We start from the raw sequence: 14,420 nt of genomic DNA on the forward strand, positions 1-14,420 counted from the left end.
ATCGTGCGACGGGGCCGATCAATAATCATAAGAAGTCACGATGAGCATCACGACAGAACGGGTTCACGCACCGCCGTCCGACGCGGACGTCTCCAGCGAGGTGTTGAGTTCGTTGATCAATATGGCGGGGCGTCAGCGCATGCTTTCGCAGCGCATCGTGTTGAAAGCGATGTTGGCGCTTCAACAGTTCGACGGCGCGCTGACGATCGCACGCGACACGCTGAACACATTCACCGACAGTCATACGGCGCTGATTCAAGGCCGCGATGGCTTGCCCGGCCTGTTTTCGCCAGCGTTGCGCGAAGCATTTCATGGCCGCGAAAATGTCGCCGGGAAAATCTCGGAATTTATCGCGCTGGCTTCGGCCGCATTGGAGGCGATCGGGCGCGCTTCGCCGCGCGCGGGCGATGCACTCAAGGCCCTGGTCGAATCCGTCGATCCGTTGCTCACGCATCTGCACGGCGTCACGGCTGTCTATGAACAGGAAAGCCGGCGCATAGCGCGATTGCAGAAGAAGGAGCAGCAGCAGTTGATCGAGCGGATCAAGGCCATCGCGAAAGAAGCGCACATCGTCTCGTTCAACGGCCAGATCGTGGCGAGCCGCGCGCATGTGACCGGCCGCGAGTTCGCTGTGGTGGCCGGTGTGATGACGTCGATCACGAAGGAACTCGAGGCCGTTGTGAGCGCGTTCGTTCAGAAAACATCGGCGGGATGAAGCACGCAGTGCGGCGTTATTGTCGTATGCTTGGCGTTTTCGGAACGTCGGGCAAATGTAATGGACAACTGGTGGCACGCGGTGTGGGCAACCGCCCGGGGAGAGTTCTCCGATCTCGGCAGCGCGGCCGACGTCACTCAGGTTCTCATGCGCCTCGGGCTGGCGTTGATACTCGGCGGCATACTCGGTTTCGAGCGTGAGATGTCGCGTCGTGACGCCGGCATGCGCACGCACATGATGGTGTCGGTCGGTGCGGCGCTGTTCGTAGTAGTGCCGCTACAGGCCGGTTTCTCGCAGGACAACATGAGCCGGGTCTTGCAGGGACTCGTGTCCGGGATTGGTTTTCTGGGCGCGGGCGCCATCATCAAGCTCAGTGCCGAGCGCGAGGTGCGCGGTCTGACGACGGCGGCAGGCTTGTGGCTCACTGCGGGCGTCGGCGTGGCGGCGGGGCTCGGGCGCGAGGCGACGGCGATTCTCAGCGTGGCGATCGCGCTGGCCATTCTGTCGAGCGCGCGGCTGTTCAAAAGTCGGGAACAGGAAGAGAAGTAGAGGTACGGCGAGCTGTCGATCCAAGAGAAATCGCCGTGAAAAAACATGCAGGCAATGACTTGCATGTTAACCGGCCAGTCCATTTGGGCATTGTGGCGAGGCCGGCACGACTGCAACAATCCACGCGCGCCAGCCTCCACTGTTTAAAACTTATGCCGCAGCGCAACCCGCACAGCGACCTGCGTGCCCGTCGAAGACGGCGCCTGCACACCGGGAATAAACGCGTCGTCGAGAATCGAGTGAGTCGAATCGCCCGCGACCTTCTGATACTCGCCCTGCACATACACGTCGATGCGCCGCGACAGGTCGTAATCCGCCATCAAACCCACCGAGTGAATCTTCGGCTTCACGCTGCCTGACGACGCATCGTAGTTTTCCATCGTGTACACGTACTGGGCGCCCACGAAAAACGCCGGCGTGAACTGGTATTTGCCGTTCAGCTCGAAGTTCTGGTACTTCAGCGTATTCAACGTCACACCCGGCGCGGCCAGCGGAATACCGATATAGCCGTTGCCCGTCGGATTCTTGTAGTTCGAGTTGGTGTAGGCAAAACCAGCCGTCGCCGAGCCGAACGTGTAGTTGATGCCGCCGCCGTACACGCGCATACGTCCCGCGATAAAACTCGCGTCGTTCGCGGTAATCGCGCCTGTCGAGCCCACGCCAGGGTTGTCCGCCTGCATATACGCCGCGGCGATCAGCAGGCCGCCATTCGCATACTGCCCGCCGAAGCTATACGCGCGGTTGTTCGCGAAGTTGGTGTCGTTACTGAAAGCGTAAGCGCCGCCGAACTGGAAGCCCGCCATTTCCGGGCTCGCGTATTTCACGCTGTTGCCGAGGCGGAACGAGTTGTCGGTGTTGTCGTTGTCATACGGATGCGCGAACAGGTAGCCGGCCCAGTTGCCGTTGGCCGTGGTCTGCGCGAGATAATCGACCACGGAATCATACTGGCGGCCTAGCGTGACCGTGCCGAAGCGGCCGTCGCTCAGACCCACATACGCCTGGCGGCCGAACATGCGGCCACCCTGGCCGAGCCGTCCCGAACTCACGTCGAAGCCGTTTTCGAGTTGAAACACGGCCTTCAGACCGCCGCCCAGATCCTCCGAACCCTTCATGCCCCAGCGGCTGCCTTGCGCATAGCCGCTCGCCATTTCCCAGACCGCGCCGTGCCCCGCGTTGTTGGTGTAGTCGATGCCTTCGTCGAGCACGCCGTACAGCGTGACGCTGCTTTGAGCGAAGGCCGGCGACGCCGCCAGCGAGGCGAGTGCGGTGAATGCGGCGGCAGCAATGCGGTTCTTTTTCATCATGAGCTCCAGACCTTGGTAGTGAGCGGACCGAACGCGCCGGTCGATTCCGAACGCATCTGCAGCCCGCTGCTTTTTGGCAAAGCCCGGATTCTGCTATTCGGGATGCGGATCGCGAATGAGGCACATCCCTGGATAAACGTGATTTTTTCGAATGTTTATCCCGCGAATTATTCGCTTGTGGCGAGCAGTGACCCAGAGAAAAATTCCGTTCATGCACCTTTGGCATGAAGACCATAGCCGAGGGCAATGCGTTTTTCGCACCACGCTTTTCAGGAGACGACCATGCGACTCGATCGGAATTTTGCTAACGGCCGGTTCATCGAACCGGCGGCCGACACCGCTAGCCGCGAGCTCATCGCCGTTTGCAATCCGGCCACCGAGGCCGTGATCGCCCATGTCACGGGCGCGACTCAGGCCGAAGTCATTGCCGCTGTCGATGCCGCCGCCGTCGCGCAAAAGGGCTGGCGCAAGCTGCCGCAGGCCGAGCGCGCGGTCTATCTGCACAAGCTCGCCGATGCGCTGACCGAATGCGCGCCCGCCATCGGCGCGGCGCTCGCGCTGGAGTCGGGCAAAAGCGTGGCCGACGCCACCAACGAGGCGATCTACGCCAGCCAGATCACGCGCTATCACGCAGAGTGGGCGCGCCGCATCGAAGGCGAAGTGATTCCGAGCGATGCACCCGACGAAAACCTCGTGTTGCATCGCGAGCCGATCGGCGTGGTCGCGTGTCTGATCCCGTTCAACTATCCCGTCTACACGTTCATGCGCAAAGTGGCGCCGGCGCTGATCGCCGGCAACACCGTCGTCGTGCGCCCGAGCAACAACACGCCGACTTCCGCGTTCGAAATTGCCAAGGCAGTAGAGAAGGCCGGCTTGCCTGCGGGCGTCGTGAACATTCTCGCGATGAACCATGCCACGGCCGAGGTACTTTGCACGCATCCCAAGGTCGGCATGATCACACTGACGGGCAGCGTCGGCGCGGGCCGCAAGGTGCTCGACTATTGCAAGGCGAACATCGCCAAGCCGTCGCTCGAACTGGGCGGCAAGACGCCCGCGATCATCGAGGCCGATGCCGATCTCGAGAAAGCCGCGCGCGATCTGGTCGCGTCCAAGACGACGCATTGCGGCCAGTTGTGCACGGCGATCGAACGCGTCTACGTGCAGGAAAGCGTGCATGACCGCTTCGTCGCGCTGCTGAAAAAGCACATGAGCGCAGTGGAAAGCGGCGATCGCAGCGAACAGCCTTCGCTAATGGGTCCGCTCGTCAACGAGGCGTCGCGCCAATCGATTCACGCGATGGTGGAACGCGCGGTCGCAGCGGGCGCCACGCTCGAAACCGGCGGCAAGCTGCCCACACCAGGTCAAGGCAAAGGCTTCTTCTATCCCGCCACGTTGCTGTCGAATTGCCGTCAGGACATGGAAATCATTCAGGAAGAAACCTTCGGTCCGGTCATGCCGGTCGTCAAATACCGCACGCTCGACGAAGCGCTGGAGATGGCCAACGATCATCAATTCGGCCTCTCGTCGGTGCTGTATACGGAGAACTATCGCGGCGCGATGAAGGTCGCCAACGGCATCGAAGCCGGTGAACTGTACGTGAACCGTACGCCCGCCGATCCGTATCAGGGCTTTCACGCCGGCTGGAAACGTTCGGGCCTCGGCGGCGACGACGGCAAGCACGGCATGCTCGAATTCACCCAGACCCGTCTGGTGGTCATGAAGTACTGAAGCTGAACCGGCACGCGTCGCACGTCAAAATCGATTGCGCGTGTCTTCCTTGCAATCTGAAAAACGCAGCGATTCTGCTGCCAGTCCATAACAAAACATATTGGAGACCGGGCGGCCCGATGGGCCGGCGCTGTGTCTCTGAGGAGCGCTCACGTGTCATCCCAACCCGTTCGAACCGATGCTTCGCTCGCGTTACGCGACGAAGAGGCCGCCCTGCAAAACAGCAAGACGCAGCGTTATATCCAGCTCGTCCTGCTGGTGATCGCAGCCGGCGCGATCTATCCGATTCTGTATCTGCGGCAGGTGTACCAGCCGACGATGCTCGAAGTGTTCCACATCACCGACAGCCAGCTCGGCTACCTGTATTCGTCGCTGGGCACGATCTTTCTGTTGAGCTATCTGCCGAGCGGCTGGCTCGCGGACCGTATCGCGCCGCGTTTGCTGATCTGTTTTTCTCTGATCGCCACCGGCGTGCTCGGGCTATGGTATTCGACCGCGCCTTCTTTCCCGATGCTGATGATGATCTTCGGCGGCTGGGGTTTGTCGACCGGTTTGACGTTCTGGGCCGCCGTCATCAAACGCGTGACGATGATTGCCGGCGCGCATGAGCAGGGCCGTTTCTTCGGCTTGCTCGACGGCGGACGCGGCCTGATCGAAGCCATGCTCGCGACCATCGCGATCACGCTGTTCGCATGGGTGACGCAGACCAAGGGCGAACCGGTCGCGGCCGGTTTCAAGCTGGTGGTCTACATGTACGCGTTTCTTTGCATCGCGCTCGGCGTAGTGCTTGCGCTCGTCAAGGACCCGCAAGGCACTGAAGACGCGGCCGCCAATCGCGCCGCGCGTCAACGCAACAACGTACTGACCGATCTGAAGACGCTCGCGAAGATTCCCGAACTGTGGCTGGTTGCCGCCATTGTGTTCTGCGGCTACCAGGTGTTCTGGGCGACCTACAGTTTCTCCGCCTATCTGCATGAAGGCGAAATCGGCCTCACGGTCGTGATGGCCGGCACGATCACCACGCTCAAGTTGTGGATGCGCCCGATCGGCGGCATCGGCGGCGGCTTTCTCGGCGATCGCTATTCGAAGGTGTCGGTGCTGGTGATCGCGCTCTTTCTCGCCGCGCTGTCGCTCTTGGGCCTGATGGCGGCGCCGCGTATTTCAAGCCACGTGTTGCTGGTGTTCCTCGTGCTGTTCATCGGCATTCTGACTTACGCGATTCGCGGCCTGTACTGGTCGCTGCTGGACCGCTGCAATATTCCGGCTGCCACGATGGGCCTCGCGATCGGCCTGATCTCGGTGCTCGGTTATTCGCCGGACGTGTTCCTGCCGCTCATCAACGGTTATCTGACGCAGACGTTCCCGGGCGTCTTCGGCTACCAGCTCTACTTCGGCTATGTGGCCGTCATGGCGGCGCTCGGCGGCTTTGCCGGGCTTGCGCTGAGAAACATGCTCAATAGAAAAGAGGTTGCGTAAATGAAAGTCGTCTCGCTCGAAACGCATATCGTCGCCGTACCGCCGCCGCACGTGGGCGGCATGTACTGGATCTTCGTCAAGCTCAAGACCGATTGCGGGATTGAAGGCGTCGGCGAAATCTATTCGGCGACCTTCCATCCGAAAGCGATGACCCACATCATCGACGACGTATTCGGCCGCTATCTGCTCGACAAAGACCCGCATCACATCGAGCGGCTCTGGCGCGAAGCGTATTCGAGCGGTTTCACGCAACGCCCCGATCTGACGATGATGGGCGTGGTCAGCGGTTTGGAAATGGCGTGCTGGGACATTATCGGCAAGGCGGCTAACAAGCCGGTGTATGAGTTGCTGGGCGGCATGGTGAATCGGCGCCTGCGTTCGTACACGTATCTGTATCCGAAGAACAGCCGCGGCGAGTACGACTACGACGATCCCGATCTGGCGGCCGAATGCGCGCTTGAAAACGTCAAGCGCGGCTTCACGGCCGTGAAGTTCGATCCGGCCGGACCGTACACGGCGTACTCGGGCCATCAACTGTCGATGGAAGTGCTGGACCGTTGCGAAACCTTCTGCCGCCGTGTACGTGAAGCAGTGGGCAGCAAGGCGGATCTGCTGTTCGGCACACATGGGCAGATGGTGCCTTCGTCGGCGATCCGGCTCGCGAAACGGCTCGAAAAATACGATCCGCTGTGGTTCGAAGAGCCGGTTCCTCCGGGCCAGGAAGGCGCGATGGCGAAGGTCGCGCAGCACACCAGCATTCCGATCGCGGCTGGCGAGCGCCTGACCACCAAGTACGAATTCTTCAAGCTGCTCGAAGCCGGCGCCGCGTCGATTCTGCAACTGAACGTGGCGCGCGTGGGCGGCCTGCTCGAAGCGAAGAAAGTCGCGGCGCTGGCCGAGGTGTACTACGCGCAGATCGCGCCGCATCTGTACAACGGGCCGATCGGCGCGGCGGCCAGCATCCAGCTCGCGACGTGCACGCCGAACTTCCTGATTCAGGAAAGCATCGGCACGTGGGACGGTTTTCATGCGGCCGTGCTGAAGAAGCCGATTCAATGGGAAGACGGCTACATCATTCCGTCGCAAGAACCGGGCCTTGGCGTCGAGCTGAACATGGAAGTCGTCAGGCAGCATACGCCGTACACCGGCGAGCGTTTGCATCTGCAAATGGCGGCGCAACCGGCCGATGTGAAAGATCTCGCGCCGGCCAAGGGTTGAGTGCGCCTTGCATCTGGCGGATTTCACCACTACGTTTCAATGGATTGAGCGCCGTCTGGCGATATAGAGCATGAACTACGATTACATCATCGTCGGCGCGGGTTCGGCGGGCTGCATTCTCGCTAATCGCCTGTCGGCGTCGGGCCAATACTCGGTACTGCTGCTCGAAGCGGGCGGCAAGGACAGCTCGTTCTGGTTCAAGATTCCGGTGGGTTTCACCAAGACGTATTACAACGAAACCTACAACTGGATGTACTACAGCGAGCCGGAAAAGGAACTCGACAACCGGCCGATCTATTGTCCGCGCGGCAAGGTGCAGGGCGGCTCGGGCTCGATCAACGCGATGATTTATGTGCGCGGCCAGCCGCATGATTTCGACGATTGGGCCGCCGCCGGCAATACAGGTTGGGCATTTCGCGACGTGCTGCCGTATTTCCGCAAGCTCGAATCGCATCCGCTCGGCAATACGGACTATCACGGCGCCGACGGACCGATACGTATTTCGCCGATGAAAGACGCGGTGCATCCGATCTGCCACGTGTTTCTGAAAGGCTGTGATCAGGCCGGCTATCAACGCAGCGACGACTTCAACGGCGCGCAATTCGAAGGCGCCGGCATTTACGATGTGAATACGCGTAACGGCCAGCGCTCGTCGAGCAGCTTCGAGTATCTGCACCCGGTGCTCTCGCGCAAGAACCTCACCGTCGAGCGCGACGTGCTGGCAAGCCGCGTTCTATTCGACGGCAAGCAACACGCGATCGGCGTGAGCGTCATGCAGAACGGCACCACGCGGCAATTCATGGCGACGCGCGAAGTAATTCTGTCGGCGGGCGCGGTCGATTCGCCGAAGCTGCTGCAACTCTCCGGCGTAGGCGACAGCGCGTTGCTGGCGAAGCATCGCATCGCGATGGTCAAGGAACTGCCCGCCGTGGGCCAGAATCTGCAAGACCATTTGTGCGTGAGCTTCTACTATCGCGCGAATATGAAGACGCTGAACGACGAAATGCGGCCGCTGCTCGGCAAGCTCAAGCTCGGTCTGCAATATCTGCTGACGCGCAAAGGACCGCTCGCGATGAGCGTGAACCAGTCGGGCGGCTTCTTCAAAGGCAATGATCTGCAAACGCAGCCGAATCTGCAGTTGTACTTCAATCCGTTGTCGTACCGCATTCCGAAGAGCAACAAGGCGAATCTCGAACCCGAACCGTACTCGGGCTTTCTGCTGGCGTTCAATCCGTGCCGGCCGACCAGCCGCGGTTCGATCGAGATCGCATCGAATCGCGCCGAAGACTCCGCGAAGATCCGCATCAACGCGCTGACCACGGAGAAGGACATCGACGAAGTGATCCAGGGGTGCGAACTGGTGCGCAAGGTGATGGCGTCGCCGGCGTTGAAGGCGATCACGGTCGAGGAAATCTCGCCGGGGCCGCAGGTGAATACGCGCGAGGGCTTTCTGCAGTACTTCCGTGAGCAATCGGGCTCGATCTATCACCTGTGCGGTTCGTGCGCGATGGGCGACGATCCGCGCAGCTCGGTGGTGGATGCGCGATTGCGCGTGCACGGTATCGCGGGCTTGCGCGTGGTCGATGCGTCGATCTTCCCGAACATCACGTCGGGCAATATCAATGCACCGACCATGATGGTGGCGGAGAAGGGCGCCGACATGATTCTCGAAGACGCCGCGAGCGAAGTTGCGTATCGGCCTGTAACCGCGGAGATGGCTGCGGCTGCGTGATCCGGTAACGCGCGCTTCAACCGGCTTCAACCGGCGTCGCTCAAAGGCGCCGATTCCGACGCATCGAGCGCCCGTCCGCTCAACCAGATTTCCTGCTGCAACCAGTCGCGAAACAACGCGACGTGCGGCAGTTCGTCCTGTTCGGCTCGCGTCACGAACCAGTACGATTGATGCCCGTCAACGTGCACGTTCAATACTTGCACGAGTTGGCCCTCGGCCAGTTCGCGCGCAATCATGTGACGGTCGGCGATGGTCACGCCGAGCCCGTCGATTGCCGCGCGAATCGCGTGATCGAGCAGATCGAATTCATAACCGCCGCGCGTGTCCACGTTTTCAATGCCCGCGGCCTTGAGCCAATGCTGCCAGGTAAGGTAGCGCTGATCGGCGCTCGCAAGCACATGCAACAGCGTGAACTGATTCAGATCGATTGCCGCGCTGCCTGCTTGGCGCGCGAGCAAGGCGGGCGAGCACACCGCGATATGGCGCTCGCTCATCAACAGACGGTTTTCGACACCTTCCCACTCGCCATTGCCGAAACGGATCGCGCAATCGAGCACGCCGGATTCCGCGAGGTTGTCGTCGACGCGCGTCGACAGACTCAGTTCGAGTTGCGGATGTGCATCACGCAAGCGGCCAAGGCGCGGCATCAGCCAGCGGCTCGTGAAGGTGGGTGGCGCATTAATGCGCAGGCGATTGCGATGGGTCTTTTCCTGCAGGCCGCGAACCGTGAGTTCGATACGGTCGAAGGATTGCTGCAGTGCTTGCAGAAGAACGCGGCCGGCAGCCGACAGTTCCAGATGATGATGGTGACGCTGCAGCAGCGTCTCGCCCAATTGCGCCTCGAGTTGCCGAACCTGGCGGCTCACCGCGCTTTGCGTGACGTTGAGGAGTTCCGCGGCGCGGGTGAAGCTGCCCGTGCGGCCGGCGACTTCGAAGGCTTTCAGCGCATTCAGCGCGGGCATTTTGCGTTTCAAGATGTTCGACCGGGAGTGAGCGCGCAGACGCGCGATGTCCCGGCATTTTACTGGTTTGCCCGCGCGGCGCGCCGCCCATGAATGCGCCGCGCAGGCGTTGCAGCTTCAATAAGCAATACAGACCGACTTGCTTTCCGTATAGGACTCGATGATCGACTTGCCGTGTTCACGACCTATGCCCGACGCCTTGAAGCCGCCGAACGGCATCGCCGGGTCGACCATGTTGTGCGTGTTGACCCACACCGTTCCGGCCTCGATGCCGTCCACGAGCCGCAGCGCCTTGTCGAGCTGATTGGTCCAGACGCTCGCGCCGAGACCGTACTCGGAGGCGTTCGCCTGAGCCAGCACTTCGTCCAGATCGTCATAGGGCATGGCGACCAGCACCGGGCCGAACACCTCTTCCTTGACGACGGCAAGCGGCTTGCAGGCGCGATTGGCGATCACCGTCGGACGCACGAAGTAGCCCTCGCGCTCCACGCGCGCATCGCGCGACACAATCTCGCCGCCTTCGTCCTTGCCCTGCGCGATCATGCCGGCCACTTTGTCGCGATGCCGCGCGGAGACCATCGGACCCATCTGCGTCGCGGCGTCAAAACCGGAGCCGAGCGTGATACCGTCGGCGACGGCGGCAATGCCTTGCACGACTTCGTCATAGATGGAGCGCGCGACATACAGGCGCGAGCCCGCCGTGCAAACCTGGCCGTGGTTGAAGAAGATCGCGCCGGCCGCGCCTTCAATCGCCTTGCGCGGATCGCAGTCGTCGAGCACGATCACCGGGCTCTTGCCGCCCAGTTCGAGCGACGCGCGCTTCAGATCGTCCGCGCATTGACGGCCGATGATGCGCCCGACTTCGGTCGAACCCGTGAACGTGACCTTCTTCACCAGCGGATGCCGCACGAGCGCAGCGCCGGCTGTTTCACCACGGCCGGTGACCACGTTGAATACGCCCGCAGGGAAACCCGCTTCGTGCGCGAGTTCGGCGAGACGGATGGCCGTCAGCGGCGTTTCTTCAGCGGGTTTCAGCACCACGGTGCAGCCGCAGGCCAGCGCCGGGGCAATTTTCCATACCGCCATCAGCAGCGGAAAATTCCACGGGACGATCGCGGCCACCACGCCGGCGGGCACGCGTTTGGTCGATGCGTTGTAGCGCGTGCCCGGCGGGAACGGAATCGACAGATCGAACGTGCTGCCTTCGATCTTGGTCGCCCAGCCGGCCATATAGCGCAACCATTGCACGCTGCCCGCCACTTCCAGCATCTTCGAGAAACCAATCAGCTTGCCCTGATTCAGCGTTTCCAGCGTGGCGAGTTCGTCGCTATGCCGCTCGACGAGGTCGGCGAGTTTCAGCAGCAGACCCTCGCGGACGGCCGGCGGCATTCTGCGCCACGCGTCGGATTCGAAGGCTGCCTTCGAGGTTCTGACCGCGTGATCGATATCCGCTTCGGATGCGTCGGGGATCTGCGCGATTTCTTCAGCAGTGGCTGGGTTGAAGACCGGAAAGGTTTTACCCGCGGCGCTGCCGGTTTTTTCGCCGTTGATGAACATGGTGTGCGGCAATGTGGCCGCTAGCTTGTGTTCGGTCATGGTGGTTCGTCTCCGTTGGGGTTGAGTGGCCGTGGCGCTAGCCGGAAGGGTTCGTCTGACGGCGGTAGGGGTTCAGGTGCGGGTGGACGTGCTGCTTTGTGCGCCAACGCGTTGCTAACGACGCGGCGCAGATTACATTCGCCGTCGCGCTCAATGCGTACAGCAAGACGAATCCATCGCCGAAAAAGTAGGGGGTCGTGGATAACGCCGCGCCGAGCACCATGCCGATGTGATGCGCAACGCCGGGGCAACTGGCGCTCAATAAGCTCGTCGATCTGCCGCGCAAGTTCATGAGCGCCGGAATCGTCAGGCAGTCGAGAATCAGAAAGACCGCTGCCGCGAGTGGCGCGAGCGCGGGATTGTCGTTCGCCGCGAGCGAGCCGATCAGCGTCGCGCGCGCGATGTACAAGGCCATCAACATGCGATTGCCGCGCAAGTGTTCGGCGATCAATGCCAGCGCGCAGACGGCTGCAAGCGAAAGCAAGATTTGCCACAACGGTTGTGCGCCGCTGACGCCGCAGATTGCAAAGAGCTGGAAGCGGGCGAGACTGCCGCTGGATAGTCCTGCGAGCAAGGCGAGGAGAGCCGTTGCAGTTGACGGTGTCGCTACCTTGATCGAATCGGGATCTTGGTTAATGCCGCGATCCCTGTAGTGACGCGATTCGGTGTTGACGTGCAGCGCATTGAACAACATGCCAACGCCCGTCGCGATCATCAGCACGGCAATCGCAATACCATGCGCCGAACCATTCAAATACGACGGCACGCTATTCATTGCGCCGATCGTCACGATAAGCGTCGCGGCGCGCGCCAGCAGCGTGGGTCGGCCCGACGAGCGCGACATCAACAGCGGCACACTCATCATGGCCGCCAGCATCAGCGCGCTCATCCATAGCTCGGTAGCATGGCGGCCGAGGCCGGCCTGCATCACCAGCGCAGCACTGCCGCCCGCGAGGCACACGCATGCCGCACTCGCGCACAGCATGCGTACCAAAGCGGCGTGCCGCGCACGTGGCCTGAGCGGATCAGTGCTTGCAGCAGCCATGATCCGTGGACTTGCCGTCTTCGACGCTGTTCAGATCACGCTCGGCCGGCAAGTCCATCGTCGGATTGGCCGAGAAGAAGTTGTTCGGCTTGAGCATGAAACCGGCGTACTCCACCGGCATCACCGGGAAGTCCTCGGGCTTGCACACATGCGTGTGGCCGAAGCTGTGCCACAGCACGACATCTTCGTTCTCGATGTTGCGGTTCGCTTCGATATAACGCGGCAGGCCGTCGCCGCCCGAATGCTGATTCGGATAATCGCCGCTTGCATAGCGCTCAGCCGGATCGAACGGCGTAACCCACACGTGACGCGTGGCAAAGCCGCCGCGTTGACGCACCTTCGAACGCTCGTCGGCCAGCATCAGCGGCGAGTCGTTCACGACCAGTTTGTAGCCCGGATTCGCGCCGACGGCATTCTTCACATTCGGGTTGCTGACCTTCCAGTAACGGCCTGTGCTGCCATTCGCGTTGCGGGCAGCTTCGCTTTCGGTCTTCAACACGCGCTTCGTCGTATCGAACACATTGCCGTACGGATTGTTCTCGCCCATGGGACGCGGCACGAACTCGTGTTCGGTCACCGTGTTGCGCTCGCCGTCCACCATCATGTGCATGCGAGCGTTGAAGAAGTGCTGGTGCGTCGGGCCGCCCAGGTTCTCCGTGATCATGCCGCCCCACGGATAGGTGTCGCCATCGGCCACGGCCGACGTTTGCACAATGCCGGTCAATTTGCATTCGAGTTGAATCGTGCCGTCCTGGTACAGATACCAGTAGAAGCCGTAATCGTAATTGCCGACCGTGGCGAAGAAGGAGATCACGAGGCGTCGCGAGCGGCGCATTTCGAATACGCCGGTGCGGAATTCATAGTGCTTCCACAGCGTGCCGTAGTCTTCTTCGTGCATGCAGACGGCGTTCTTCATCACGAACGGGTTGCCGAAATCGTCCGCGGACGGAATGTCGAAATAGCGGATCGTACCGAGGCAATCGCAACCGAGTTCGAGCTGATTTGCCAGTTTGCCCAGCCCGTATTCACCCGCGTCGAACGCACTTTTCCAGTAGTGGTTCGTGGTCGGGTCGGAATAGGGCACGCACATTTCCGTGACGCTCGCACGGTAGATGATCGGGCGCGTGCTCTTGCCGTCGTCCCATGACAGTTGATGCAGCACCAGCCCTTCGCGCGGCGTGAAGCCGACGCGGAAATTCCAGTTCTGCCAGTTCACATGCCAGCCGTCGATCGTGAAGCTCGGGCCGTCGGGCTGATCGATCGACAGCGGTTTGAGCGTGCTGCGCGGCTCGCCGAGACTTGGTGTGTCGTAGTTGTGCTTGGCGCGTGGAATCGGAATGATGCGGCCGTCGTCCACCAGTTCGATCACTTTCTTTTCGAGCAGATCGACCACGGCCATCACGCCTTCGATTGGATGCGCGTAGCCGTTATCCGTCAACGTCTCGCGGTAGTAGCTCACGCAACGCACGAGACGCCGGCCGTTTTCGTTCTCGCGATCGAAACAGCCCGCCGAGAACGGGTCGACCTGAACGCGTTCCAGATCCTTTTCGCTGAGGCCGCGTTTCATGACAGCCACGCGCCAGGCTTCATCGCTCTTGACAATCTGTTCCGCGTTCATGAAGTCGTCGATCATGATGGGCGGCTGGCCGTACGGCGCCTCGCCGAACGGCATCACACGGCGCGCGGCGATTTTCTTTTCTCTCAGGTCCACCTCGAATTCGATCGTCGCGCCATTCGTACGATCGATCGCGAGCACGAAGGCCGTGCGCGAAAAATATTCACCGGTCTTGAATGCCACCACTTCGGCTTTCGGCGGCTCGCGCAATTCGACCATCGGAAAACGTGCGTGCGAGTCGAGTTTCTCGGCGGCTTTCACGAGGTCGCACGCGAGCTGCATTTCTGCGCCGCTCAGCGGATCGAGCGGATGAAAGGGGGCGTGGGCGGCTGTCGTGGCATTCGTGTTCATAAGATTCCCGTAAGGAGTTGCTGGACCGGACAGCGTGCTCGCGAGGTGAACGAGGCGCGGCGAACGCTGAGTCGATGGCAAATCGTAGGAACCCAATAATATTTTCGCGCTTGCGTATCGCGCCAAATG

Annotated in this window: 11 protein-coding genes; 6 read left to right on the plus strand and 5 right to left on the minus strand. The window is 61.3% G+C overall.

Features of this window, described 5'->3' with window-relative positions; all coding sequences use genetic code 11:
- Nucleotides 1–40: 40 nt before the first annotated feature.
- Both BPHYT_RS09860 and BPHYT_RS09865 read left to right on the plus strand, forming a co-directional pair.
- Nucleotides 41–715 (plus strand): type IV pili methyl-accepting chemotaxis transducer N-terminal domain-containing protein, encoded by a 675-nt coding sequence (locus BPHYT_RS09860; RefSeq protein WP_012432993.1) that lies wholly within the window; start codon nucleotides 41–43, stop codon nucleotides 713–715.
- A gap of 60 nt (nucleotides 716–775) precedes the next feature.
- Complete coding sequence (locus BPHYT_RS09865; protein ID WP_012432994.1) at nucleotides 776–1,264, plus strand: MgtC/SapB family protein; 489 nt, start codon at nucleotides 776–778, stop codon at nucleotides 1,262–1,264.
- Nucleotides 1,265–1,407: 143 nt separating this feature from the next.
- Here BPHYT_RS09865 and BPHYT_RS09870 read toward each other — a convergent pair whose 3' ends face one another.
- Complete coding sequence (locus tag BPHYT_RS09870) at nucleotides 1,408–2,565, minus strand: porin (protein ID WP_012432995.1); 1,158 nt, start codon at nucleotides 2,563–2,565, stop codon at nucleotides 1,408–1,410.
- Between the two features lie 285 nt (nucleotides 2,566–2,850).
- On the opposite strand from BPHYT_RS09870, the gene aldA reads away from it, so the two are divergent.
- The 4 genes from aldA (at nucleotide 2,851) to BPHYT_RS09890 (ending at nucleotide 8,722) form a co-directional block, all read left to right on the plus strand.
- A complete protein-coding gene (gene aldA, locus BPHYT_RS09875) occupies nucleotides 2,851–4,296 on the plus strand; it encodes an aldehyde dehydrogenase (RefSeq protein ID WP_012432996.1) in 1,446 nt (481 codons plus the stop codon).
- Between the two features lie 153 nt (nucleotides 4,297–4,449).
- A complete protein-coding gene (locus BPHYT_RS09880) occupies nucleotides 4,450–5,772 on the plus strand; it encodes an MFS transporter (protein ID WP_012432997.1) in 1,323 nt (440 codons plus the stop codon).
- Nucleotides 5,773–6,990 carry a mandelate racemase/muconate lactonizing enzyme family protein gene (locus BPHYT_RS09885; RefSeq protein ID WP_012432998.1) on the plus strand — a complete coding sequence of 406 codons (1,218 nt, stop codon included), beginning with the start codon at nucleotides 5,773–5,775 and terminating at the stop codon, nucleotides 6,988–6,990.
- Between the two features lie 70 nt (nucleotides 6,991–7,060).
- Nucleotides 7,061–8,722, plus strand: a complete 1,662-nt coding sequence (locus BPHYT_RS09890) for a GMC family oxidoreductase (RefSeq protein WP_012432999.1) — start codon at nucleotides 7,061–7,063, stop codon at nucleotides 8,720–8,722.
- Nucleotides 8,723–8,748: 26 nt separating this feature from the next.
- On the opposite strand, the gene BPHYT_RS09895 is transcribed toward BPHYT_RS09890, so the two are convergent.
- From BPHYT_RS09895 to BPHYT_RS09910, 4 genes are all read right to left on the minus strand, one after another.
- Entirely contained in the window at nucleotides 8,749–9,684 is a 936-nt protein-coding gene (locus BPHYT_RS09895) for a LysR substrate-binding domain-containing protein (protein ID WP_012433000.1), read from the minus strand.
- Between the two features lie 117 nt (nucleotides 9,685–9,801).
- On the minus strand, nucleotides 9,802–11,280 hold the full coding sequence (gene styD, locus BPHYT_RS09900; protein ID WP_012433001.1) for a phenylacetaldehyde dehydrogenase StyD: 1,479 nt from the start codon (nucleotides 11,278–11,280) through the stop codon (nucleotides 9,802–9,804).
- A 37-nt stretch (nucleotides 11,281–11,317) separates the two neighbouring features.
- A complete protein-coding gene (locus BPHYT_RS09905) occupies nucleotides 11,318–12,325 on the minus strand; it encodes a hypothetical protein (RefSeq protein ID WP_148225078.1) in 1,008 nt (335 codons plus the stop codon).
- Nucleotides 12,306–14,291 (minus strand): primary-amine oxidase, encoded by a 1,986-nt coding sequence (locus BPHYT_RS09910; protein WP_012433003.1) that lies wholly within the window; start codon nucleotides 14,289–14,291, stop codon nucleotides 12,306–12,308. Before BPHYT_RS09910 ends, BPHYT_RS09905 begins: the two co-directional genes overlap by 20 nt.
- Between the last annotated feature and the right edge of the window lie 129 nt (nucleotides 14,292–14,420).

This window comes from Paraburkholderia phytofirmans PsJN (assembly GCF_000020125.1).
In the GTDB taxonomy this organism is placed as follows: domain Bacteria; phylum Pseudomonadota; class Gammaproteobacteria; order Burkholderiales; family Burkholderiaceae; genus Paraburkholderia; species Paraburkholderia phytofirmans.